The 23,124-nt window shown below is 69.0% G+C and carries 24 protein-coding genes; 11 read left to right on the forward strand and 13 right to left on the reverse strand.

Annotation, left to right across the window (positions count from 1 at the left end):
* Positions 1-199 precede the first annotated feature (199 nt).
* Genes EV192_RS04090 through EV192_RS04100 form a run of 3 tightly spaced genes read right to left on the reverse strand, consistent with a single transcriptional unit; the run spans position 200 to position 2,270 of the window.
* A complete protein-coding gene (locus tag EV192_RS04090; RefSeq protein WP_132111208.1) occupies positions 200-610 on the reverse strand; it encodes a TlpA family protein disulfide reductase in 411 nt (136 codons plus the stop codon).
* Positions 607-1,518 (reverse strand): LmeA family phospholipid-binding protein, encoded by a 912-nt coding sequence (locus EV192_RS04095; protein ID WP_132111210.1) that lies wholly within the window; start codon positions 1,516-1,518, stop codon positions 607-609. The genes EV192_RS04090 and EV192_RS04095 overlap by 4 nt, the downstream gene beginning before the upstream one ends.
* Entirely contained in the window at positions 1,515-2,270 is a 756-nt protein-coding gene (locus EV192_RS04100; protein WP_243726617.1) for an alpha/beta hydrolase family protein, read from the reverse strand. The genes EV192_RS04095 and EV192_RS04100 overlap by 4 nt, the downstream gene beginning before the upstream one ends.
* An 86-nt stretch (positions 2,271-2,356) precedes the next feature.
* On the opposite strand from EV192_RS04100, the gene EV192_RS04105 reads away from it, so the two are divergent.
* The 9 genes from EV192_RS04105 to EV192_RS04145 all read left to right on the forward strand — a co-directional run bounded on the left by EV192_RS04105 (position 2,357) and on the right by EV192_RS04145 (position 10,213).
* Positions 2,357-3,082: a winged helix-turn-helix transcriptional regulator gene (locus EV192_RS04105; protein ID WP_132111214.1), complete on the forward strand. Its 726-nt coding sequence runs from the start codon at positions 2,357-2,359 to the stop codon at positions 3,080-3,082.
* Positions 3,083-3,146: 64 nt separating this feature from the next.
* Positions 3,147-3,908: a mycothiol synthase gene (mshD, locus tag EV192_RS04110; protein WP_243726705.1), complete on the forward strand. Its 762-nt coding sequence runs from the start codon at positions 3,147-3,149 to the stop codon at positions 3,906-3,908.
* 207 nt (positions 3,909-4,115) lie between these two features.
* Positions 4,116-5,246 (forward strand): phosphate ABC transporter substrate-binding protein PstS, encoded by a 1,131-nt coding sequence (gene pstS, locus EV192_RS04115; protein WP_132111218.1) that lies wholly within the window; start codon positions 4,116-4,118, stop codon positions 5,244-5,246.
* Positions 5,247-5,425: 179 nt separating this feature from the next.
* Positions 5,426-6,352: a phosphate ABC transporter permease subunit PstC gene (gene pstC / locus EV192_RS04120; protein ID WP_424923335.1), complete on the forward strand. Its 927-nt coding sequence runs from the start codon at positions 5,426-5,428 to the stop codon at positions 6,350-6,352.
* Complete coding sequence (gene pstA / locus EV192_RS04125; RefSeq protein ID WP_132111222.1) at positions 6,349-7,263, forward strand: phosphate ABC transporter permease PstA; 915 nt, start codon at positions 6,349-6,351, stop codon at positions 7,261-7,263. The genes pstC and pstA overlap by 4 nt, the downstream gene beginning before the upstream one ends.
* 7 nt (positions 7,264-7,270) lie before the next feature.
* Positions 7,271-8,047 (forward strand): phosphate ABC transporter ATP-binding protein PstB, encoded by a 777-nt coding sequence (gene pstB, locus EV192_RS04130; protein ID WP_132111224.1) that lies wholly within the window; start codon positions 7,271-7,273, stop codon positions 8,045-8,047.
* Positions 8,048-8,231: 184 nt separating this feature from the next.
* The gene (locus tag EV192_RS04135; RefSeq protein ID WP_132111226.1) at positions 8,232-8,642 is read left to right on the forward strand and encodes a hypothetical protein; all 411 of its coding nucleotides are present in this window, start codon (positions 8,232-8,234) and stop codon (positions 8,640-8,642) included.
* A gap of 24 nt (positions 8,643-8,666) precedes the next feature.
* Positions 8,667-9,452, forward strand: coding sequence for a WXG100 family type VII secretion target (locus tag EV192_RS04140; protein ID WP_132111228.1), 786 nt, complete (start codon positions 8,667-8,669; stop codon positions 9,450-9,452).
* Complete coding sequence (locus tag EV192_RS04145) at positions 9,452-10,213, forward strand: ESX secretion-associated protein EspG (protein ID WP_132111230.1); 762 nt, start codon at positions 9,452-9,454, stop codon at positions 10,211-10,213. The genes EV192_RS04140 and EV192_RS04145 overlap by 1 nt, the downstream gene beginning before the upstream one ends.
* A 6-nt stretch (positions 10,214-10,219) precedes the next feature.
* On the opposite strand, the gene phoU is transcribed toward EV192_RS04145, so the two are convergent.
* The 7 genes from phoU to EV192_RS04180 all read right to left on the reverse strand — a co-directional run bounded on the left by phoU (position 10,220) and on the right by EV192_RS04180 (position 18,823).
* Entirely contained in the window at positions 10,220-10,882 is a 663-nt protein-coding gene (phoU, locus tag EV192_RS04150) for a phosphate signaling complex protein PhoU (protein ID WP_132111232.1), read from the reverse strand.
* A gap of 73 nt (positions 10,883-10,955) precedes the next feature.
* Positions 10,956-13,589 (reverse strand): LCP family protein, encoded by a 2,634-nt coding sequence (locus tag EV192_RS04155; RefSeq protein WP_132111234.1) that lies wholly within the window; start codon positions 13,587-13,589, stop codon positions 10,956-10,958.
* 478 nt (positions 13,590-14,067) lie between these two features.
* A complete protein-coding gene (locus EV192_RS04160; RefSeq protein ID WP_132111236.1) occupies positions 14,068-14,943 on the reverse strand; it encodes a GGDEF domain-containing protein in 876 nt (291 codons plus the stop codon).
* A 141-nt stretch (positions 14,944-15,084) separates the two neighbouring features.
* On the reverse strand, positions 15,085-15,516 hold the full coding sequence (locus EV192_RS04165) for a hypothetical protein (protein WP_132111238.1): 432 nt from the start codon (positions 15,514-15,516) through the stop codon (positions 15,085-15,087).
* Positions 15,517-15,520: 4 nt separating this feature from the next.
* A complete protein-coding gene (dusB, locus tag EV192_RS04170) occupies positions 15,521-16,654 on the reverse strand; it encodes a tRNA dihydrouridine synthase DusB (RefSeq protein ID WP_243726618.1) in 1,134 nt (377 codons plus the stop codon).
* Between the two features lie 171 nt (positions 16,655-16,825).
* Entirely contained in the window at positions 16,826-18,208 is a 1,383-nt protein-coding gene (locus tag EV192_RS04175; RefSeq protein ID WP_132111242.1) for an alpha/beta hydrolase family protein, read from the reverse strand.
* A 51-nt stretch (positions 18,209-18,259) separates the two neighbouring features.
* On the reverse strand, positions 18,260-18,823 hold the full coding sequence (locus tag EV192_RS04180) for a winged helix-turn-helix domain-containing protein (RefSeq protein WP_132111244.1): 564 nt from the start codon (positions 18,821-18,823) through the stop codon (positions 18,260-18,262).
* Between the two features lie 95 nt (positions 18,824-18,918).
* Between EV192_RS04180 and EV192_RS04185 the strand changes: the two genes are divergently transcribed.
* Positions 18,919-19,176: a hypothetical protein gene (locus EV192_RS04185; protein ID WP_132111246.1), complete on the forward strand. Its 258-nt coding sequence runs from the start codon at positions 18,919-18,921 to the stop codon at positions 19,174-19,176.
* Positions 19,177-19,196: 20 nt separating this feature from the next.
* Here the strand turns inward: EV192_RS04185 and ligD are convergent, their stop codons facing one another.
* On the reverse strand, positions 19,197-20,192 hold the full coding sequence (ligD, locus tag EV192_RS04190) for a non-homologous end-joining DNA ligase (protein WP_132111248.1): 996 nt from the start codon (positions 20,190-20,192) through the stop codon (positions 19,197-19,199).
* 50 nt (positions 20,193-20,242) lie between these two features.
* Between ligD and EV192_RS04195 the strand changes: the two genes are divergently transcribed.
* Positions 20,243-21,211, forward strand: a complete 969-nt coding sequence (locus tag EV192_RS04195; RefSeq protein WP_132111250.1) for a helix-turn-helix transcriptional regulator — start codon at positions 20,243-20,245, stop codon at positions 21,209-21,211.
* Here the strand turns inward: EV192_RS04195 and lysA are convergent.
* Together lysA and EV192_RS04205 are read right to left on the reverse strand one after the other, a co-directional pair.
* Entirely contained in the window at positions 21,208-22,530 is a 1,323-nt protein-coding gene (lysA, locus tag EV192_RS04200) for a diaminopimelate decarboxylase (protein ID WP_132111252.1), read from the reverse strand. The two genes, EV192_RS04195 and lysA, sit on opposite strands and share 4 nt — an antisense overlap.
* 135 nt (positions 22,531-22,665) lie before the next feature.
* Positions 22,666-23,121 (reverse strand): SRPBCC family protein, encoded by a 456-nt coding sequence (locus EV192_RS04205; protein ID WP_132111254.1) that lies wholly within the window; start codon positions 23,119-23,121, stop codon positions 22,666-22,668.
* Positions 23,122-23,124: the final 3 nt, after the last annotated feature.

Consider the following 23,124-nt stretch of genomic DNA (forward strand, 5'->3'; position numbering starts at 1 on the left):
CACGTGTCCGCCGAAAAGTTAGGCTGTTGGTGATCATTTTCAGGACGCCCAGTGCCGGCGGCGCTACGGAACGTGGCCGATCCGCCTCGGCCGGCGGCGCTCCCGAAGGGGACCGCAGCGGCACGTGGCCGGCGGATGGTGATCAAGAGCAGCTGTCAGCGCCGCTACGGGCTAGCCCGTACGGGGGAAATTCGCTCGATCAGGGCAGGTGTGGCCGCAGCGCGGCCAACAGTGTGTCGCGCTTTGGCACACCGCCCACGCGCATGATCTCCACACCCTGGGCGTCCACCGCGAGGGTCGTGGGCGTCCGCAGCACGCCTAGGGACGTGGCGACTTCCGGGTGCTCGGTCACGTCGTAGTCGACGTGCCGCAGGCCCGAGGTCTTCGCCGCCAGGTCCGACAGCAGCACCCGGGTCTGCCGGCAGGGCGCGCAGAACGTCGTCGAGATCTGCAGCAGCGTCACCGGGCTCGCCGGGTCGACCAGGTCGAGCAACGGGTCAGGCAGGGCCGAGCGCCTGGCGGCGCGTACCTGGCCCTGGCGGGCACGCCAGAACAGGCCGAAGGCGGTCGCCACGGCCAGCGTGCCCACCAGCACCAGGACCTGGGTCACCGGGACACCGTGTGCAACGGCACGTTCGTCGCCTTGCCCTTCAACGAGATCGAGCCGGGATCGACGATCACCGCGGTCGGCGTGATCGCGACCGGCAGCTTGCCGGGGTCGAGCGGGGGCGGCGTGAACAGCTTCAACACCTGTGCCTGCAGGGTGGGTGCCAGCAGGGTGCTGCCGATCGAGCCGTTCAGCTCGACCCGCTTGGCCGCCACTTCGATCTTACCGCTCACCAGGCTCGCGATGGCGAACACGGCGATGTCGACCTTCTGGCCGGCGATGTTGACCGTCGCGCCGACCCGCATGCCCGCGGTGGTGCTCTCGGTCTCCTTCTCCTGCTTGAGCGCCTGCTGGTCGGCCTTCTCGTCGTCCGGGTCGGTGCTGGTCGAGTCGGTGGCGTTCACCCGCTGCTTGCTGGCCGGGGCGATGGTCACGTTCGTGATGTCCGCGGTCTGCACCCGCTGGTTGTTGACCTGCAGCGCCCGGTTGAAGTCGGCCTCCTTGACCCGGACCTGGGCGTCCATCTCGCCAACCACGATCTGGTCGGTCCGGCCGGCCAGCAGGTCCGACAACGGCGCCCGCACGTCCCGCAGGTCCGCGTGGATCTCGACGTCCTTGAGGATGTCCCGGATCGGCACGCCCTTCGCGTCGACCGTGATGTGGGTGTAGTCACCCCCGATGGCCTGGGTGAGGAACGGGAAGCCGTTGATGGTCACCGCCGGGTCGTCGGTCAGGTCGAACGCGGCCCTGGCCCGTTTCGCGACCTGGTACTCGGCGATCGCCGCGGCGCCGAAGTCGGCGCCGACCAGCAGCGCGAGGAACACCACCAGGGTGATGACGAGCGGACGGGTGCGGGACCGCCTGCGCTTCGGGGCCCGCCGGGAATCTGCCCTGTTCGTCACGGTCGTCATGCCACCACCCGAGTAGAGGTTTCCTTGTTGGACGCGTCGCCGCGGGTCCGGTTGAGCCACGTGCCGATCCGGTCTACCAGATCCGGGGTGACGGACGTCTCGGCGTGCGCCATCCCGGGTTCCAGCCAGAGCTCGGCCCGCCCAGCGGCCCGGTGCAGGGCCATGCCGTGCTCCACCGGGAAGTAATGATCCCGCTCGCCGTGGACGATCAGCAGCGGGGGCTCGATCCGGTGGACCACCTCGATCGGGCTGGTCGGTAACAGCGCCCAGGGCTGCTCCATACGTACCCCGAGCAACGGCGCGAGTAAACGTGCGTGCGGCGCCTCGACCAGCCAGTGCAGCCGGCGCATCGCCGCCGTCTGCCGGACGTACCAGCGGGATGGGGAGCTCACCGAGACGACCGCGTCAACCGGGTACCGGGCCGCGTGCAGCAAGCTCACCGCGGCGCCCATGGAGAAGCCGAGCGTGGCGACCTTGGGGTAACCGAGCTCACGTGCCAGGTCGACACCGGCGGCCAGGTCGGCCACCTCGGCCGGCCCGATCGACGTCCGCCCGCCCGATCTGCCGTGTCCGCGAAAGCTCAGCGCGACAATTCCGAAATGCCCGGCCAACTGCGCGGCAATGCGCTGGAACGCCGGCTTTCGGACGTGGTTGGAGAACCCGTGAGCGATGACTATCGCCAGGTCGGAGGGGGTCCGCGGGGTGCTGGTGAAGCCATCGAGCCGCACCCCGTCTGCGGTGATTCGGCCCACGTGTGTGAACCGCGTGTTACGAACAGGCGATTTCCCGGCCACGCTCGCTATTCTGCTGGAACGTTCCCATCGAGAGGCGGTGGCCCGTGAGCCTTGACCTGCTGCTGCTGACGTCCGACCCCGAGCCGGGCTCGGTACTGCCATCGCTGATGCTGCTCCCGCACGCCGTACGCATCCAGCAGCCCGAGGTGACCGCCCTGCTCGAAGCCGGCTCCCGGGACGCGGTCCTGCTCGACGCCCGGATCGACCTCGCCGGCGCGAAGAGCCTGTGCCGCCTGCTCGCCAGCGGCGGCGACGCCGGCCCGGTCATCGCCGTGGTGAACGAGGGCGGCCTGGTGGCCGTGACCTCGGACTGGCGGGTCGACGAGATCCTGCTGCCGACCGCCGGCCCGGCCGAGGTGGACGCCCGGCTGCGCCTGCTGACCTCGCGCGGCGCCCCGAGCGGCGGGGGCGTCGACGGCGCGATCCGGCTCGGCGAGCTGGTGATCGACGAGGCCACGTACATGGCGCGCCTGCGCGGCCGTCCGCTCGACCTCACCTACAAGGAGTTCGAGCTGCTGAAGTACCTCGCCCAGCACGCCGGCCGGGTCTTCACCCGCGCCCAGCTGCTGCAGGAGGTCTGGGGCTACGACTTCTTCGGCGGCACCCGCACGGTCGACGTGCACGTCCGTCGGCTGCGCGCCAAGCTCGGCATCGAGCACGAGCAGATGATCGGGACCGTGCGCAACGTCGGCTACAAGTTCGTGCAGCCGCCCAAAGGCGCCATTCCCGCGCAGCTGGCCGAGCCGATGAGCATGGACGTGATTCAGTAGACGGGTGACCGCACTGCGTTGGCTGCCCGACCTGACCGACAACGAGGCCGCGCAGGCACGTGCGGTGTTCCAGGACGATCTGCCCAAAGGTGGCCTGCACCTGCTGGCCGAACGGGAAGAGATCGTGGGCTACGCGCATCTGGACACCCGGGGCGACTCGTTCGGCAACCAGGTAGCCGAGCTGGTCGTCCGCCCGGAGGTCCGCAACCAGGGCATCGGCGGCGAGATGCTGCAAGCGCTTGCGCAGCGGGCTCAGCCGCTGCGGGTGTGGTCGCATCTGGACGACCCAGCGGCGGCCCGGCTGGCGGCGAAGTGCGGCTTCAAGCGCGTCCGCGAGCTGCACCGGATGGGCATGGATTTCGGTCCTGGGCTGGGCGAACCGGTGTTCCCCGGTGGAGTGGCGGTGCGGACGTTCGTGCCCGGCCAGGACGAGGAGGCGATGGTCGCGGTCAACGCGCGGGCGTTCTCGTGGCACCCGGAGCAGGGCCGGCTGACCGTCCAGGACGTCCTGGCGACCGAGGCTGAACCGTGGTTCGACCCGGCCGGCTTCTTCTTGGCCACTGACCTGGACGGCAGGATCCTCGGCTTCCACTGGACCAAGGTGCACCCGGACTCGACCGGTGAGGTGTACGTCGTCGGCGTCGAACCGGACGCGCAGGGCGGCGGCCTCGGCAAGGCCCTCACCCTGGTCGGCCTGCGGCATCTCAAGGCGCTCGGCCTGCCCCGCGTGACGCTCTACGTGGAGAGCGACAACACCCCGGCGATCGCTGTTTACGCGAAGCTCGGGTTCACGTTGCTCGACGTTGGTGTCCAATACGAACGGTAACCGTGGTCGCGTCGTCACGGACGGCAAACCCACAGGTCGCGGGAAGGTCACGGGGTCGTTCCAATGGGGTAGCCCTGCTCACAATGGGTGCCTTGTTCACCTTCCGTTCACCGCTAGAGGGTCGTTCGTTCCTTCGCGCTGCCTAGCGTCCCCGACGAGCGGCGAGCTCGTCGCGAAACGGACGAAACTCCTCGACTGGAGGAACAGGTGAAGATCAAGCGGCACTTTGCCGTAGCCGGTCTCATCGCGGCCGGCGCCCTCGCGCTCACCGCGTGTGGATCGGACGCGACGAACACTCCCTCGGGCAACGGCGGCGGCTCAAGCTCGTCGAGCGGACCGACCGGGACCTCGTCGGTCGAGTGCGGCGGCAAGCAGAAGCTCGTGGCCGAAGGCTCCAGCGCCCAGAAGGGCGCGATGGACGTGTTCATCCAGGCCTACGGCCAGAAGTGCTCGGGCCAGCAGTTGGCCTACTCGCCGTCCGGTTCCGGCAACGGCGTGAAGCAGTTCAACGGCGGCATCACCGACATCGGTGGCTCGGACTCCGCGCTGGACGCGGCCAAGGGTGAGACCGACGCGGCCAAGAAGCGCTGCAAGGACAACGCGGCCTGGAACCTGCCGATGGTGTTCGGTCCGGTCGCGCTGGCCTACAAGCTGGACGGCGCCACCGGCGACGTGAACCTGACCAGCGACGTCGTGGCCAAGATCTTCACCGGCGGGATCACCAGCTGGGACAACGCCGACATCACCGCGGCCAACGGCGGCAAGGCGCTGCCGGCCAAGCCGATCAAGGTCATCTACCGCGGTGAGGACTCGGGCACGACCGACAACTTCCAGACCTACCTGGGTGCCGCCTCGCCGAGCGTGTGGGGCAGCAAGGGCGCGGGCAAGAAGTTCGTCGGCGGCGTCGGCCAGGGCGCGCAGGGCTCGGCCGGGGTGGCGGACGCGATCAACGCCGCCGACGGCACGATCGGCTACATCGAGTGGTCGTTCGCCCAGGACAAGAAGCTGAAGATGGCCAAGCTCAACGGCTCCGCGCTGACCGCCGACACCGCCGGCGCGGCCATCAAGAGCGCCACGGTCAAGGGCCAGGGCAACGACCTGGTGCTCGACCTGAAGGGGCTCTACGCGAGCAAGACCGAGGGCATCTACCCGCTGGTGCTGGCGACCTACGAGATCGTCTGCTCGAAGGGCTACGACGCGGACACCACCAAGGCGGTCAAGGCGTTCCTGACCGTGGCCGCGACCGACGCGCAGTCACAGCTGGCCGACGCCGGCTACGTTCCGCTCCCCTCGGACTTCCAGGCCAAGATCCTGACGGCCGTCAAGGCCATCGGCTGATCCGACAGTAAGGGCTGGCACTATTCGCCATGAGTGAGATCCGCCCGAGGTCTCCACGCCCCGTCGCCACCGGTGAACCCGGTGAGCGGCGGGGCGGTTCGGTGACCGAACCCCCTTCGGAGGCTCCGATTTCAGCGAGACCTCAAGATCCAGGCCCGGCTCCGGCCGCCGCGAAGACCGTGACCCGGGCCGGCGACAAGCTGTTCAGCGGCATCGCCAAGGGGTCCGGCATCCTGATCGTCGTCCTGATCGTGGCGATCGGTGCCTTCCTGCTGGCCCAGGCCATCCCCGCGCTGTCGGCGGACAACGCCAACTTCCTGTTCAGCCGCCAGTGGTCGGCCGGCGACGCGAACAACCTCGCGTTCGGTGTGCTCGACCTGCTGCTCGTCACCGTGTTCAGCTCGGTCTTCGCGCTGATCATCGCGATGCCGGTGGCACTGGGCATCGCGCTGTTCCTGACCCAGTACGCGCCCCGGCGGCTCGCCCGGCCGTTCGCGTACGTCATCGACCTGCTCGCCGCGGTCCCCTCGATCATCTACGGCCTGTGGGGCGCGGTCGTGCTCGCGCCCGTGCTGGAGCCGATCACCGGCTGGCTGAACCGGGCGCTCGGGTTCATCCCGATCTTCGCCACCGGCAACGTCGACCGCAGCATCGGCCAGACCATCTTCACCGCCGGCATCGTGCTCGCCGTGATGCTGCTCCCCATCGTCACCGCCATCACCCGTGAGGTCTTCGACCGCACGCCGACCATGCAGGTCGAGGGCGCGCTCGCGCTCGGCGCGACCCGCTGGGAGGTCATCCGGACCACGGTGTTGCCGTTCGGCAAGGCCGGCTACATCAGCGCGTCCATGCTCGGCCTCGGCCGTGCCCTCGGCGAGACCATCGCGGTGATGATCATCCTCGCGACCACCACCAACAACTTCGGCTGGAGCCTGTTCGACGGCGGTGACACGATCGCCTCGAAGATCGCCCGCGCCGCCGCGGAGTTCAACAACGCGAAGGTCGCGGGCGCGTACATCGCCGCGGGCCTGGTCCTGTTCCTGCTGACGTTCGTGGTCAACGCGATCGCCAGGTCGTTCATCGTGGGCAAGAAGGAGTACGAGTGAGCGCTCCCGTCTCCGACCTGGAACGGCCGGCCGCGACGCCCGCGTTCCAGCAGATCAGCACCGCTCGCAAAGCCAAGAACAGCATCGCCACGGTGCTGGTGGTCGGCGCGTTCGTCGTCGCCGTCGCGCCGCTGATCTGGTTGCTGTGGACGGTCATCGAACGCGGCCTGCCGCACGTCCTCAACGCCACCTGGTGGCAGAAGTCGCTGGGCACCCTCACCGGCAGGCAGTCCGGCGGCGGTGTCTACAACGCCATCTACGGCACCCTGATCCAGTCGCTGATGTGCGCGGTGATCGCCGTGCCGGTCGCCATCATGGTCGCCATCTACCTGGTGGAGTACGGCAAGCGGTCCCGGCTGGCCAAGGCGATCACGTTCACCGTGGACATCCTCTCCGGTGTCCCGTCGATCGTGGCCGCGCTGTTCATCTACGCCCTGTGGGTCACCACGTTCGGCCTGCCGCGCAGCGCGTTCGCCGTGTCGCTCGCCCTGGTGATGCTGATGATCCCGGTGGTCGTGCGGACCACCGAGGAGCTGCTCAAGATCGTGCCGGACGAGCTGCGTGAGGCGTCCTACGCGCTGGGCATCCCGAAGTGGAAGACGATCGTGAAGATCGTGCTGCCGACCGCGCTGTCCGGCATCATCACCGGCATCATGCTGGCCATCGCGCGGGTCATGGGTGAGACCGCGCCGGTGCTCATCCTGGTGGGCTACACCAGTTTCATCAACTACGACCCGTTCGGCGGGAACATGGCCTCGCTGCCGTTGTTCATGAACGTCCAACGGAACACCATCAACGAGATCGGTGACGCCCGGGTGTGGGGTGCCGCGGTCACCCTGATCGTGATCATCACCGTGATCAATCTGTTGGCTTCGTTGATTTCCAAGCTAACCTCGGTGAAGAGCAAGTGAGGCGGCCATGGCCAAGCGCATCGATGTGAAAGACCTGAACCTGTACTACGGCAAGTTCCACGCCGTGGACCGGGTGACCCTGTCCGTGCCGCCGCGCAACGTGACCGCCTTCATCGGACCGTCCGGCTGCGGCAAGTCGACTGTGCTGCGTTCGCTCAACCGGATGCACGAGGTCATCCCGGGTGCCCGGGCCGAGGGCAAGGTGCAGCTGGACGGCGAGGACATCTACGCGTCCACCGTGGACCCGGTGTCGGTCCGCCGCACCATCGGCATGGTGTTCCAGCGGCCCAACCCGTTCCCCACCATGTCCATCCGGGACAACGTGGTGGCCGGCCTGAAGCTGGCCGGGGTGAAGGAGCGCAAGCGGCTGGACGACGTGGCCGAGCGGGCCCTGCGGGGCGCGAACCTGTGGGCCGAGGTCAAGGACCGGCTGAACAAGCCCGGCGGCGGGTTGTCCGGCGGCCAGCAGCAGCGGTTGTGCATCGCCCGCGCGATCGCGGTGCAGCCGGACGTGCTGCTGATGGACGAGCCGTGCTCGGCCCTCGACCCGATCTCCACGCTGGCGATCGAGGACCTGATCACGGAGTTGAAGAAGGACTACACGATCGTGATCGTCACCCACAACATGCAGCAGGCCGCCCGGGTGAGCGACCAGACCGGGTTCTTCAACCTGTCCGGCGTCGGCCAGCCCGGCCGGCTGATCGAACTGGACGACACCGAGAAGATCTTCTCCAACCCCAGCGAGAAGGCGACTGAGGACTACATCTCCGGCCGCTTCGGCTGAGCGAGTGGGGTGTCCGCCGTCTTCGGGCGGCGGACACGCCGTTGGGCGGGTTTTGGCGGTCTCGTCGGTCACGGACCGCTCTCGGGTAAGGCCCAACTGGGTGGAACTCCGTGGGCACTAGGGACACGCTCGGTGGCTGGTTGGTACCGTGCGGTCAGATCCGGTGCGAACCCGAGGGGTCTTCATGTATGACGATGTCGATTCCGACGTTCCGGCTGCCTGGAACGACCCGGCGCGCAACGCCATGGACCAGATGCTGGAAAACATGAAGAACTTCAAGGAGTCCGCTGCGTCCGGGCACTTCGCGGTGAGCGAGTCCGGCGGGTACGGCCTGCTGGCCGCGCTGCGGGCGCTGGCGGACTATGTCGCGGCGGCCGAGGCCAAGCAGCTCGACCAGCAGCCGATGCTCGGCGGCAGCTACGGCGCGCGGGCGATGGCGCCGTTCGTCCAGGACGTCGCCTGTGACCAGCAGGGATTCCTGACCCAGCTGACCCGGTTGCGGGACGTCCTGGCCGACGCCGAGTCGGGGGTGCGCCAGGCAATGGCGAACTACCGCCAAAACGAGCACAGCGTCGCGGCCACGTTCCGCGGGTGACCAGTGTCCCAAGGAGAGGCGGCCATGCCGAACGAGGCCGACGGCGTCTACCAGCCTGATCATGCCCGGTCCACGCCGACCGTCGGCGAGATGATCGCGACGATCGCCGCCCACGCGGGCAGCGGCCCGCCCAGCGCGGTGTCCGGGGCGGACCTGCGGGTGGCTCCGGTCCCGGCCGGGGCGCTGTACGAGAACGTCGACCATCCGACGCTCAAGGCGATGGTCACCGACGGTGTGGACCCCGACCAGGTCGGTGCGCTCGCCGAGGCGTGGCGGACCGCAGGCGCGAAGCTGACCCAGTTCCAGACCGACGTGGCCGGCGCGGTCGACGCCAGCCGCGGTGAATGGCAGGGCGAAGCCGGCGACCTGGCCAGGCAGTTCATCGCCGGCGTCGGCCGGTGGGTCGGCGACGCCGGCCGCGGCGCCCAACTCGCCGGCACCCAGGCGGCCAAGCACTCGGAGGCCCTGGCGACGGCCCGCAACGCCATGCCCGAGCCGGTGCCGTTCGACGTGGACGCGGCCAACGCGGAACTGCGCAGCATCACCGACCCGGTCCTGTGGATCACGCGGTATGCCGAGCACATGAAGGCGTACGCCGAACAGCAGGCCGCCCAACGCCAAGCGGCCGAGGTGGTCACCAATTACGACACCGCGTTGGCGGACTCGTCGACCATGCCGGCCTTCGCGCCGCCGCCGGCGATGTCCCACCAGTCCGCGCCCGTGCCGCCGATGCCGCGGGTGTCGCACGAGATCCCGATGGTCCAAGTGTCCACTTCGGACGAACGAGCGGATCCGGGTGTGATCGGCTGATGCCGGCGTCGTTCACGCTGTCCGCGGCGGCGGTGGACATCGTCGCCGAGGCGCTCGGTGTCGACTGCCGGCGATACCCGTTCCAGGTCTCCGGAATCGGCGACTTCGTCGAGGAACGGGTCAGGATCGCGCAGGCGGTGTTCGCCGACCTGGCCCGCCGTGGCCTGGTGCGCGACGAACGCCTCGACCCGGACGTCGCCGAAGCACTGCGGCTGATGGCCCGCTACCGCGTGGCGATCGCCGTGATGGGCACGTTGGACGACGAAAGTGGGCTCTACGCAAGGGTTTCCGCGGGAACGGACCGTGGCCTGCTGGTGATCCAGGAAGGCCAGATGTTCCGCTTCGAGTTCATCAGCCCCGAGTCACTGGCGCGCGTCGCGGTGAGCCTGCTGCCGCGGCTGCGTCCCGGTCACGGCCAGTCCGTCACGATCACCACCGCGGCGCCGAAACCCGTTGCCACGGAAGAACATCGCGGCTTCGCCAAGCCGCTGCGGCCGGCCAGGACACCGTCGGAGTCCCAACTGGTCGCGGCCCAGGAGATGCTCCGCAAGCCCCGGACGGGCGCGGGCTACTTCGTGGTGTCCGCAATGGACTCCACCGGCCGGGAGACCCGGGCGCCCGGCCTGAGCTGGCTGGACACCGAAGAAGGCCGTTACATGGCACAGGCGAACCCGGATCAGGACGGCGGAACGTTCGCCCCCGCCGACACGGTCCGCCTGATCCAACAGCTGGATGACCTGATCGAGTCGGTCACCCAGTAGGCGCGGTCAGAACTCGTCCGTGCTGTAGTTGGGCATCTTGCCCGTCACGACGAACACGACGCGGTTGGCCACGGACACCGCGTGGTCGGCGAAACGCTCGTAGAAGCGGCCCAACAAGGTCACGTCGACCGCGGCCGCGACGCCGTGCGGCCATTCGCGATCCATCAACACTGTGAACAGGTGCTGGTGCAGGTCGTCCATCTCGTCGTCGGCGTCGTCCAGCGCGCGGGCGAGCGCGACGTCCTGAGTACGGATCACCTGTTCGGCCTCGCCGGCCATCTTGCTGGCGACCCGGCCCATCTCCGAGAAGTACGGGCGCACCGCCTCCGGGAGCACCGGCTTGGGGTGGCGGCGGCGCGCGGCCTTGGCCACGTGCAGCGCCAGGTCTCCCATCCGCTCCAGGCTTTCCGCCGCGTGGATCACCGCGAGCACGGTCCGCAGGTCGGTCGCCACCGGCGCCTGCAGCGCCAGCAGGGCGTACGCCGCCTCTTCGGTCTGGGCCCGCGCGTCGTCCACTTTGGCGTCGTCGCCGATCACCTGTTCGGCCAACGCCAGATCGGCTTCCAACAGCGCCCGGGTGGCGAGCTCCATCGCCTCGCCGACCATGGAACACATGTCCGCCAGTTGGTCCGCCAGCTGACCGAGCTGGTCGCGATAAGCCTCACGCATGGCGCCAGCCTAAGGCCAGGTGTCGCTTCTTACCGAATCGTGAAGTGAACCGTTAGTGAACCGCCGTCAACAACTAGGCGCACGTGGTGTCGCCGGCGTTGACCGTGGAGAGGCCGCCGGGCAGCGGAGCGGGCTGGCTCTGGCTCGGCGCGCCACCGTTGTTGGGCGGCGGGGCGGCGCCGTTGGCCTTCACGATGCTGCCCTTGAAGTCCGGGCCGAGGATCAGGATCACGGCGTTTCCGGCGGACGCCGTCTTCTCCAGCTGCGCGCCGGGAACCGCGGACGCCAAAGTGCGCGCGCCCGCCTCGTTGTCGCTGTACCGGACGACCGTGTTCGGCACCCGGTCCGGGCTGTTGTCCGTCCACACGACCTGGAAACCCTGGTTACGCAGGGCGGTCGCGGCGGGGCCGGCCTTGCCGTCGGCGGCACCGCCGTTGAGCACCTGCACCTTGACGGTCTTCGGGTCGACCGGGCCGGCCGGCGGGGCCGCCTGCTCCGGCGGCTTGTTCTGCGCCTGGCCCTGCGGGGCGCCCGCGTCGGTCTCGCCAGGCAGCGCCTGCCCGTTGATGATCGCGGTGAACAGGTTCTTGTTGTCCTTGTCGCGCAACACCTCGTTGCCGCGTTCGTTCGCACCCGTGAGAACGGTGGGCACCGTGATGAAGGTGACTTTGCCGGCACCGACGCTCTGCAGCGACCGGCCGAGTGTGATCAGGTCCTGGGAGGCGATGCCCTCGCCGAACGTCGCCTTGGTGAAGGCGTTGATGAAGCTCGTCAGCTTGCCGGGGTCGAGCAGCACCTGGTTGGACATCGCCTTGCGCAGCAACGACGACAGGAACCGCTGCTGGCGCTTCATCCGGCCGTAGTCGGACGTGGGGTCGCCGTTCTTGGACGTGGGGCTGTCGTGCACGTGCCGGGCGCGCACGAAGTTCAGTGCCGCGTCGCCCTCCAGTTTCACGTTCTGGCCGGGCGTCTGCACGATCCAGGTCTTCAGCTCGGTGTCATACATCGGACGTTCGACGCACACCTCGACGCCTTGTACGGCGTCGACCATTTCCTTGAAGCCGTTGAAGTCGATGCCGACGAAGTGGTTGATCTTCAGGCCGGTCAGGCTCTGGATGACCTTGGTCACACACAGCGGGCCGCCGACCTGGAACGCCGTGTTGAGCTTCTGGTTCTTGGCGGGCTTGACCTGTTCGTTGCTGTACGTGCTCTTCTGGGAGTCGTAGCGCTGGCACTGCGGCCGCTGGATCTCCAGATCGCGCGGGAACGACACCATGACGACGCGTTTCCGGTCCTTCGGGATGTGCGCGACGATCACCGTGTCCGAACGGGCACCGGGGACCTGGTCAGCGGTGCCGACACCTTCCTCGGCGTCCGCACCGGCCCGCGTGTCCGAGCCGACCATCAGGAAGTTCTCGTCGCCCAGCTGGGCGGGCGCGTTCTGGATGTCCGTGGAGTTCTCGTCGAGCGCCTGAACCTTGTGGACCTGATCGTCCACGTACTTCTGGCCGCCCCACACCACACCAGCGGCCACCAACAGGATCGCCGCCACCGTGATCGCGGAGATCCTGCCGGCTAAGACCAGCGGACGGTGCTTGCGCTTGGTGAGCTTGGGCTGCGACGGCGGTCGCACCAGTTCAGTGGGGAGCTCGGCCAATTCGAGCTCGTCCTGACTGAGGATGCCTGGCAGGTCTTCGGCGAGGGCGTCAGGCTCTTCTACGCCCCCGCTTTCGGCTTTTAGCCACGGCATCATGCGCTCGCGCTTCTCCTTTTTCAGACGTTCCTCTTCGGCGAGCTCGTCATGGACCGCGGAGAAGCGGGCGAGAGTGGCGTCGACCCGGCGGATCTCCTGCACGCTCTCCGAGATGGCCTCCATCTCGGTGGTCATGCTGATCGGGTCGAGCTCACGGACCGGCGGCGTTGGCCGGTCAGGTTTCGGGCGCTGCAACGCCGGCGGCACGGCCGGGTTGGCCCCGGTCTGCTGGTTCGGCGGCAGCTGCGGGATCGGCAGCTGAACCGACGCCTGGCCCGGCGACTGCTGGACGGGCAACGGTCCGGACGACTGTCCCGGCGGAATCGGGAGCTGCACGGACGCCTGTCCCGGACCGGGGGGGATCGGCAGCTGGGCGGACGGCTGGGGCGCCGGCCGTCCGTTGGCCGGCGGCCGCTGCTGCGGACGGGGCAGTGTTCCGGTTCCCTGCGGCATGGGCCGTGGCCCGGACGAATGACCGCGCGGCGGCGGCGGAACCTGATATGTACCGGATGCTTGCGGGTTCAGTCGCGGGCCCGTCGTGGCGGGTGTCCCGTTGGTGGTGCCGGGCGCCGGGCGCGGTGGCTGGGGCCTGCGCGGCTCGGGCCGGGGCAGCTGGACCGAGTCCTGCCGGTCCAGTCGCTGCACCTGTGCTGAGTCGTGGCGGTCCAGCTGCGGAAGCTGGGCCGAGTCATGCCCGTTCGGACGGGGCAACAGCGCCGAGTCCTGGCGGGGCGACCCGGCTGGTTCGTGGCGGTCGCCGCGCGGCATCTGGGCCGAGTCGTGGCGGTCCGGCCTGGGAAGGACGGCCGATTCCTGGCGGTCCGGTCTGGGCAGCGGCTGTGCGCGCTGCGGTGGCTCGACCCGTGGCGGTTCCATCCGCTGGCGCGGCTCGACCCGGGGGGGCTGGGCCTGCCTGCGAGGCTGTGCGGCCCGTCTCGGCGGTGCGGCCGGCATGACCGGCTCCGCCGAGCGCGCGGCCCGTTGCGGGCCTCGCGGGGGCTGCGGCGCCGGAGCTACCGCTGTCGTCTGAGGAATCGGCAGGTCAGTGCGGGTGTGCCGCTTGACCAGATCCGAGACGCTGACCCCGCCCGAGTCCTCCATTGACCGTCTGCGACGGCGCGGCTGCTGTTCGGGTGACGCTTCCTCGGTCGAGTGACGACTGCGGCGGGAACCAGTGCCGTACGGGTGATCTTCCTCTGGCACCAGGTCTCCCTCCAATCTCAGTCACGTCACGATATCAACACGGTCCCGCTTGTCTAGACGCGCGGGGGAACAAACAGTGTCGCAGACCCTCTGTGGTCGCTGCCCAGGGATAGTACGGGCGGTGTCCACCGATGACGACAGTCCGAGGGTTTTTGCTCACTTTCAGTACGCAGAACCGCCCATGCCAGTAGGCCGAACGGGGGATGGTGTCGCTCTGTGAAACAACGGCTCAGAACGCCAGCGCCCGCGGCTCCGTCACAGCTCTGCGGCCTGCGGCGGGCCCGGCGAGGAACGTCCGGCCACCCACTTGGTACGCCACAGCGTTCCGTCCGGACTGCTTGGCGGTGTACAGCAGACCATCCGCTTGGCGCAGTTGCCGCTCCGGTCCGACCCCGATGCCCGGCATGGGCTCGTAGGCGATGCCGATACTCACAGTCACCCGCAGGCCCAGCACGATCTTGGTCCACGGGTGGTTCTCCACCCTGATCCGCGCGGCCTCGGCCATCGCGACCGCGGCCGGACCGTCCACACCGGGCAGAACCAGTGCGAACTCCTCGCCGCCGTACCGCGCGCAGAACGCGTCCTCCGGCAGGCCCTCCTGCAGCAGTTCGACCACGTGCTGCAGCACCCGGTCGCCGATCAGGTGGCCGAACGTGTCGTTCACCTGCTTGAACCAGTCCAGGTCGACGAGCGAGACCGCGAGGCCGCCGGACCGGCCGTGCCACTCGGACAGCAACGTCACCAGGCGCTGGTCGAGATAGCGGCGGTTGTAACTGGCCGTGAGGCTGTCCCGGATGCTCTGTTCCCGCGCCTCGGCGTGCTCCCGGCGCAACCTGTCGACCTCGCGGCGAAGCTGTTCGGGAATGTGCGGCGGTTCGGTCCGGTCCGCGTGCACGAGTTCAAGGGCGGACCGCAGATGCTGGTACGCCTGCCGCCACTGGCCACGGGACGCCAGCAGCGTGGCGATCGACTCGTGCAGCTGCACCAGGCTCGCGCCGTCGGCCGTGCTCGCGCCGCCCGGGCCCTGGTCCGGCCATTCCGCCGCGTCCGATACAGGGTCCGATACGGGCTCAGGCTCGGCGACCCCGCGTCCGAGTCCGGTCACCGCCTTCACCTCCCTCATCTACCTCTGTCGACCGGATGGCGGCCAGGCTTGAGACGCAGAGGCGAGGACAGCGTGGATTTCCCTCTACCGGTGGATGAGTGGTTGCTCCAACCAAGTGATGTTGTGTGACACGCCTCGCAGTCACCGCGGGCACGGCATGAAGCCGTACACCGACCCGTCGAGGACGACCACCCGCTCGGACCCGATCTGCTGGCCGAGGGTCTGTCCGTTCTTCAGGACCGTCAGCGAGACGGCCACGACATAGACGTTTCCGCGCGGATGCGTTCCGGACTGCGGTGCCCACGCCTGGTCCGGCCGCAGGGTGCGCAGCGCGGGGTCGGCGTCGATGGTGAGGCCGCCGAGGTCGCACAGCAGGTTCTTGAAGTCCGGATGCTGTGTTCTCCGCAGGAACTCCACCTGCGCGTCGGGTCCGGTGGCGCCCGCCTCGTCGAGTGCCTTGAAGTAGCCGGCCACAAGATCCGGGTCCGACGGCTGGACGGGCGTGCCGCGAACAGCGATCGAACACCCCACGAGCAGTAACGCCAGCGGTAACGCCCCCACCAGGCCGCGCATGCGATCAGCCGCCCGAGTGCATCACGTCCGCGGCGAACGGGACCGACGTGTCGTCCGGGTCGTCGAGCCACCCTGCCGGCAACGTCACCTTCCCCGGCGATCCCTGCCGGCCCCGCGGCCCCTCGGCGTCGGCGGGGAACGGCGCGTCGTGGTCGAGTTCCCCGATCAGGTCCTCGATCTCACCGACCGTGGCGACCAGGGCGAACCGTTGCCGCAGATCGGACCCGACCGGGAAACCCTTGAGATACCAGGCCATGTGTTTCCGTAGGTCCCGAACTCCCTTGTCCTGACCCAGATGCGCGGCCAGGAGCGTGGCATGCCGGTGCAGGATCTCGGCGACCTGCCCCAACGACGGCGGCTCCGGCAACGGCTCCCCACGGAACGCGGCCTGCAGCTCGGCGAACAACCAAGGCCGCCCAAGGCATCCACGCCCCACCACAACGCCGTCACATTCGGTCTCGCGCACCATGCGTTGCGCGTCCTCGGCACTGAAGATGTCCCCGTTGCCCAACACCGGAATGCTCGTGACAGCCTCCTTGAGCCGCGCGATCGCAGTCCAGTCGGCTGTACCGCTGTATCGCTGAGCAGCCGTGCGCGCGTGCAAAGCGACCGCCCGCGCCCCTTCGGCCTCCGCGATCCGCCCGGCGTCAAGGAACGTGTGATGGTCGTCGTCGATCCCGATCCGGAACTTCACCGTCACCGGCACATCCCCGGCGGCCTTGACCGCGGCCCGGACAATCTCCCCGAACAACCGCCGCTTGTACGGAAGCGCGGCGCCCCCACCCTTCCTGGTGACCTTGGCCACCGGGCACCCGAAGTTCATGTCGACGTGGTCGGCCCGGTCCTCACCCACGACGATCTTGGTGGCCTCCGCGACAGTGGCCGGATCCACCCCGTAGAGCTGCATGGACCTCGGGTGCTCGGCGGCGCCGAACGTGATCATGTGCATGGTCTTCTCGTCACGTTCGACGATCGCGCGCGCCGTGATCATCTCGCAGACGTAGAGCGAAGTGGGGCTGCCGAACTCCCGACACAGCTGCCGGAACGCCACATTCGTGATGCCCGCCATGGGAGCGAGCACAACGGCCGGATCGACCACATACGGGCCGATCCGCAGCGAAGGAGTCCCGACAGGCACGCACATAGGCTAGCTGGCGACAGCCACCTCCCCCGTTGTGGCTCGCCAGCTCGTTCGGCAGATCCACGGCCGAACTCTCGGCAGATGAGCGACGATTCCTTCGGCAGATCCACGACGGCCAGGTATGTCCGGGCCGGCGAGGTTGTCGTCAACCGGGTCCTCTTCGGACGTTCACACGGTGAACAACCCCCAGTAGACGGCCCACGGCAGGAACGCGGCCACACCGGCCAACAACAGGCCGCGTTGGACCCGGGCGTGCCGCCAGCCCCGCACGGCAAAGCCGGCGCCGACCACGACTCCCACTGCGACAAGCTGTAACAGCAGCCAGGTTGGCGGCCGGCCGAGGACGGCGGTGTCGACGTCGACCGCCCCGGTCGACACCACGGAGAACAGGTAGCCGAAGGTTCCGAAGACCGCGATCAGGCCGGCAAGCGCGGTCAGCCTGGCCGGCCAGCGTCCCGGCGGGCGGTGGGTCGTCCGGCGCAGTCGGCGGACGGCCGCGCACACCGGATACGCCAGGAAACCGACCAACATCACCGCGAACAGCCCCAGTTGCACCACAAGTCCCTCGTACCAGGCGAGCGGTTCGGTTGGCGAACTGGCCAGTGGTTGGGCGGGTGGTGGGTCCGCGCTCGCTGATGGCGGGCCGGCGGCCAGTCCGTTGACCCAGGTGGTGACCAGGTCGACGAACCCGGGAGCGAACTCGGTGGCGGCGGCTTTGTTGAATCCGTCCGCGCTGCGGCGCATGTTGTGGTTGGCGTCCTTGACGACTCGCAAGGTGTAGTGCTGGTTGCCGCCTCGGTCCAGCGACTCGCGGAACAGCGCCAGGCTTTCCCCCGGCGCGGTCGACCGGTCGTGGTCGGCGAACACGCCCAGCAGCGGTTGGCGGACGCGCTGCAGAACCGCTGTCGGTTCGTAGGCCGTGTCCCCGAACAGGCCCGCGGCGACAAGCATTCGGCTGGCGTTCAATCCGATTGGACCGACCAGCGCTCCGGAGATCCCGGCGTGGGCCAGGTACGTCCGGTCGCTCCACAGTTGTGTCCGGTCCGCCGGCAGGGCGCTGGCGCTCGCGGTGACCACGAACGCGATGTCGGCGGACTTGGTGGCGGCCAGCGGGGCGACCCAACCGCCCTGGCTGTGCCCCCAGAGCCCGACCCGGGACGGTGTCACGTCCGGTCTGGTCCGCAGGAGTTCGACGCCGGCGATGGCGTCGTCGGCCAGCGTGGTGAAGGAACTCGTGGCCCGGGAGTAGTCGCTGCGTTTGTCGTAGATCAGCACCACGATCCCGGCCCTGGCGAACGCCTCCGCCTCCGGCCGGTAGGCGTCCCGGCCGCGGGCGCCGGCCCCGGCGAGCAGGACCATGCCCGGATGGCCGGTCCCGTTCGCGGGCGCGACGATGGTGCCGTGCAGATTCTGGTAGCTGACGTCGGTGTTGGTGATGTCGTCGGCCGCGGCGACCGGCGGGGCCATGGCCAGCAGCGGCCCGGCGACCAGGCCGGCGAGTTTGCTTTTGAGCAGCACGAAGTGCTCTCCTGTCTTCGGAAGTGACCGCATTGCTTCCCACCAGCTGGGCCGTTGAGTTGCCGCTCGACGGCCCAGCGCTCGTTACCTGCCGGCCTCCTTGGGATCGGGGAAGGCGATGAAGCGGGTCAGCACGGTCCGCGCACCCGCGGGGGTGTCCTCGTCCGGCCGTTGAAACCGCTTGAGCAAGTCGAGGTACGCGTCGAAGAACTCGGCCAGCTCGTCGAGGCTGACCCGGATCGCTCCCCGCGAGTAGGGCAGCGCGTCCCCCCACGGCCCCAGCGTCTCCCTGGAATCCAGGAACTCGCCGAAAGTCGCCATGTCCTCGGTCAACCACAGCTGGTTCAACCGCTCCAGTTCGGCGCGCAGCTGTGGCTCCTGCTCGCCGCGCGGCGGGAAGCGCAGGCTCTTGCGGGCCGGCCGCCACCAACGTTCTTTGCCCTTGGCCAGCTCCGGCGCCTCCTCGACGAGGCCGTGCTCGGCGAGGACGCGCAGGTTGTAGCTGGTGCCGCCGGTGGTCACGCCGAGTCGGTCGGCCAGCGTCGTCGACGTGGCCTCGCCAAGGCGGCCCAGCTCACGCAGGATGCGCTGGCGCAACGGGTTGGCCAGCGCCCTGGCCGTGGACAGGTCGACGAAGTCGTCGGGCATGGTTGCACGATAATTGATGCATCACTTCTCGTGCAACTAGGCCGTCCTCGATCGTCGCACAGCGCGCGACCCGGTTCGGTTGTCATACTGGGCTGATGGCAGAGACGATCGTTGAGCCGTGCCCGGACTGCGGGTCCGACGGCATCCCCATCCTGTACGGGCTGCCCACCTACTACGCGCAGGTGGCCGCCGATGAGGGGAAGATCCGTCTGGCCGGCTGTGTCGTCCGCGGGCCGGACCAGCAGCAGTGGGTGTGCACCGCGGACGAAAGGCACGAGTGGACGAACGGGCCGCGTTGGCTGGCCGTGATCGACGCCATCTTCGACGACTACGAGAACAGGTCCCGTTCGTAGCGAGCCGTCCTTAGTGGACGTCAGTCCGTGCGGGCGCGGCTGGGTGCGACCCGGTCCGGTTCGTTGGGCTGTTTGGGATACACCGGTGGCCAGGGCGCGTCCATCAGGCCGGCGGCCATGTCCCGCTCGTGCATCGCCAGCAACGGTTCCAGCGACTGGGGGTGGGCGTTTATCTCCGCCCACGGGTCGCCCAGGGCCGCCAGCCGGCCCGGAACCGACGCCAGGTCAAGGGAATCCGGTGTCACGTCGTCGAATTCGTCCCAGGACAGCGGGGTGGAGACCGGGCCGGTGACCCGGTCGCGGACCGACCACGCGCCGAACACGGTTTTGTGCGGCGCGTTCTGGTTGTAGTCGACGAAGATCCGCTTGCCGCGCTCCTCTTTCCACCAGGCGGCGGTGATCAGGTCCGGTCGTCGGCGTTCCAGTTCCCGTGCGACGGCCACCGCCGCCGCGCGCACCTGGTAGGAGTCCCATCGGGGCTGCAGGCGCATGTAGACGTGCAGTCCGCGCTTTCCGGTGGTCTTCGGGTACGCCACCAGGCCCAGTTCGGAGAGCAGTGCTCTCAGTTCGTGGGCCGCCTTGACGGCCTGGGCGAACCCGGTTCCTGGTTGCGGGTCGAGATCCAGGCGGAGTTCGTCCGCGTACTCCGGGGTGTCGGCGAGGAACGGCCACACGTGGAAGCCGAGGCACGCCAGGTTCACCGCCCACGCCACGTGCGCCAGGTCGGCGATCACGAGCGCTCGTGACGGTGTTCCGTTGACGGTCGACACGGTCGTGGTGACCAGCCAGTCCGGGATGGTGTCCGGGACCCGTTTCTGGAAGAACGACGGTCCGCCGGCGCCGCGCGGGAACCGTTGCATCAGCACCGGCCGCCCGCCCATCGTGCGCATCAGCGGCTCGGCCACCGCGAGGTAGTACTCCACCAGGTCGAGTTTGGTCTCCCCGCGAGAAGGGAAGAACACCTTGTCCGGGCTGGAAATGGCGACGTCATGCCCGGCGACCAGCACAAACGTCAACCTACCCCGCCTGACAGGAACTGTCAGTCTCTCGATGCAGAATTGACCCTGTGCGAGCGAGCCGGTTGTTGTCCGCCCTCCTGCTGTTGCAGGCCCGGGGCCGGATGACCGCGCAGGAGCTCGCCGACGAGTTGGAGGTCTCGGTCCGGACCGTCTACCGGGACGTGGAGTCGCTCAGCGCCGCCGGGGTGCCGGTGTACGCCGACCGTGGCCCGGCCGGCGGCTACCGGCTGCTGGCCGGCTACCGGACCCGGCTGACCGGGATGACCACGGCCGAGGCCGAGTCGCTGTTCCTGGCCGGCATGCCCGACCAGGCCGCCGAACTGGGTCTTGGCCAGGTCCTGGCGGCCGCCCAGCTGAAGCTGCTCGCCGCGTTGCCGCCGGAACTGCGGGACCGGGCCGACTCGATCCGTTCGCGGTTCCTGCTGGACGCGCCCGGCTGGTTCCGGGAGCAGGCTTCGCCGCCGCTGCTGGCCCCGGTCGCCGCCGCGGTGTGGGAGCAGCACCGGATCGCCGTGCGCTACCGGCGGTGGAACTCCTCCGAGGTGGACCGGGTGCTGGAGCCGCTCGGCCTGGTGTTGAAGAACGGCACGTGGTACCTGGTCGCGACGGCGGTCGGCTCGGCCGAACCGCGGACGTTCAGGGTCTCCCGCGTGCTCACCATCGAACAGCGGGAGAGCTTTCTGCGGCCGGCCGGATTCGACCTGGCCGCGCACTGGGAGACCGCGGCGGAACGGGTCGAGACCACGTTGTGGCGGGGCCGGGCCAAGGTCCGGCTGTCCCCGCACGGCCTGCGGATGGCGTTCCTGCTGGGGCCGGTCGTCGGCCGGGCGCTGCGGGAGACGGACCACAGTCCGGACGGGGACGGCTGGACCACGGTGACGCTGCCGATCGAGACCAACCGGCACGCGCTGCACTCGATCCTGCAGCTCGGCCCGGACGCCGAGGTCCTGGAGCCGGTCGAGTTGCGGGAGATGTTCGCGCAGGCCGCAGCCGAGCTGGCTCGCAGGTACACCTAGCCCAGGTCGCGGGCCAGCAGGTCGTCCTCGGTCTCCCGTCGGACAAGCAGGCGGGACTGGCCGTCGCGGACGGCGACGATCGGCGGCCGGCACACCTGGTTGTAGTTGGAGGCGAGCGAGTGGTGGTACGCGCCGGTCATCGGCACGGCCAGCAGGTCGCCCGCGTGCACGTCGGTGGGCAACGGCACGTCTTCGGCGATCACGTCGCCCGCCTCGCAGTGCCGCCCGACGACCGTGACCGTCCTCAGTGGAGCGTTCGACTGCCTGCCGGCGAGCCGGACGCAGTACTTGGCTCCGTACAAGGCGACCCGCATGTTGTCGCTCATCCCGCCGTCGACCGCGACGAAGCCGTTCTTCACGGTCACCACCCGGTAGAGCGTGATCCCGGCGGGTGCGACGACCGCGCGGCCCGGTTCGATCGTCAGGTGTGGCACGGGAAGCCCGACCGTGGCGGCGGTGTAGCTGACGGCCACCCGGACGCGTTGCGCGTAGCCGGTCAGGTCGAAGGTGGGCTCGCCGGGCAGGTACGGCACCGCGTGGCCGCCGCCGAGGTCCAGTTCGCGCAGCACGATCCCGTGGGTGTCCCGGATCTGCCCCATGAACGTCACCATCCGGCGCGCGGCCTCCTCGTAACCGGCCACGGTCGACACCTGTGAGCCGATGTGGCAGTGCAGGCCGGCCAGCCGCAGGCTCGGCTGCGCCAACACCGCGGCGACGGCCTCGGCGGCGGCACCTCCGCTCAGCGGGAAACCGAACTTCTGGTTGTCCACCCCGGTCGTGATGGCCTTGTGGGTGTGTCCGTCCACTCCGGGCGTGACCCGGACCAGGACGCGTTGGGGGTAGCGGGCGAGGGCGCCGAGTTGGGCGATCTCGTCAAGGGAGTCGACCACGATCCGGTCCACCTCGTACGCCAACGCCGCCTTGAGGTCCTCGGGTGTCTTGACGTTGCCGTGCATGAGGATCCGGGTGGCCGGGAAGCCGACCGACCGGGCCACGGCCAGTTCGCCCGCCGAGCACACGTCCAGCGACAGGCCCTCCTCGGCGACCCACCGCAGCACGGCCTTGCAGGTCAGCGACTTGCCCGCGTACGCGACCTCCACCTCGGGCAACGCGGTCCGGTAGGCCCGGCAGCGGCGCCTGACCTCGTCCTCGGCCAGGACGTACACGGGCGTGCCGAACCGCGTGGCGAGTTCGTTCGCGGACACGCCCGCGACGCACAGGCCGTCCGGTCCGATGCTCGTGCCGAGCGGCCAGACGTCCTGGTCCAGCTTGGCACGCAACGACTTGCCCATACTTGGCAGTACGTCCGCGAGGGTCACCGTGTCCTCCTTTGTGGTCGGTACGTCAACCACAACGCCGATCCGGCGGCAGAGCGCCCGGCGCGGACACAGTCATGACGACCATGCGGACCTTGTTAGCGCGATCCTGATGGCGGGGTGGCGTGGGCCACTACGTCATCGACTTGTTGGCCGCTGTTTGTTGGCCGCCGTGTGCCGGACCAGCCCGGCCACCATGTCCGAGGTGATCTTCTGCAACGCCCGCCGGTACACCCAGCCCATCCCCGGCACCTTGCACCGGAACGTGGTGTGCCAGTGGATGTCAGTGCCGCCGTTGGCCGCGGACAGGTCGATGATCGCTCGGTAACCCCTAAGGGGGAGCCCTTCGAGCAACTCGTAGCTGAACCGTTCGTTCTCGACCAGCTCGGCGACCCGTTCCCGCATCTTGTACCTGCCGGTGTGGAAGTTGCGGATGGCGCCGACGCTCTCCGGTTCGGGTGATCCGGGCCGTTCCAGTACGAACCGTTCGACCGTGCCCCAGGTCGGCCAGGTCGAACCGGCTTTCAGTAGCGCGTAGACCGCGGCCGGCTCGGCATCGGAGTGGCCACGGGCCGCCAGGCGTTGAAGTCCCATGTA

The organism is Actinocrispum wychmicini, assembly GCF_004345645.1.
Classification (GTDB): domain Bacteria; phylum Actinomycetota; class Actinomycetes; order Mycobacteriales; family Pseudonocardiaceae; genus Kibdelosporangium; species Kibdelosporangium wychmicini.

Bases quoted from the DNA above. Each gene is read 5' to 3' on its own strand.
- EV192_RS04095 (WP_132111210.1), bottom strand. From the start codon at position 1,518: ATGACGACCGTGACGAACAGGGCAGATTCCCGGCGGGCCCCGAAGCGC.
- pstB (WP_132111224.1), top strand. From the start codon at position 7,271: ATGGCCAAGCGCATCGATGTGAAAGACCTGAACCTGTACTACGGCAAG.
- EV192_RS04135 (WP_132111226.1), top strand. From the start codon at position 8,232: ATGTATGACGATGTCGATTCCGACGTTCCGGCTGCCTGGAACGACCCG.
- EV192_RS04140 (WP_132111228.1), top strand. From the start codon at position 8,667: ATGCCGAACGAGGCCGACGGCGTCTACCAGCCTGATCATGCCCGGTCC.
- EV192_RS04145 (WP_132111230.1), top strand. From the start codon at position 9,452: ATGCCGGCGTCGTTCACGCTGTCCGCGGCGGCGGTGGACATCGTCGCC.
- phoU (WP_132111232.1), bottom strand. From the start codon at position 10,882: ATGCGTGAGGCTTATCGCGACCAGCTCGGTCAGCTGGCGGACCAACTG.
- EV192_RS04155 (WP_132111234.1), bottom strand. From the start codon at position 13,589: ATGCCGGCCGCACCGCCGAGACGGGCCGCACAGCCTCGCAGGCAGGCC.
- EV192_RS04165 (WP_132111238.1), bottom strand. From the start codon at position 15,516: ATGCGCGGCCTGGTGGGGGCGTTACCGCTGGCGTTACTGCTCGTGGGG.
- EV192_RS04175 (WP_132111242.1), bottom strand. From the start codon at position 18,208: ATGCGGTCACTTCCGAAGACAGGAGAGCACTTCGTGCTGCTCAAAAGC.
- EV192_RS04180 (WP_132111244.1), bottom strand. From the start codon at position 18,823: ATGCCCGACGACTTCGTCGACCTGTCCACGGCCAGGGCGCTGGCCAAC.
- EV192_RS04185 (WP_132111246.1), top strand. From the start codon at position 18,919: ATGGCAGAGACGATCGTTGAGCCGTGCCCGGACTGCGGGTCCGACGGC.
- EV192_RS04205 (WP_132111254.1), bottom strand. From the start codon at position 23,121: ATGGGACTTCAACGCCTGGCGGCCCGTGGCCACTCCGATGCCGAGCCG.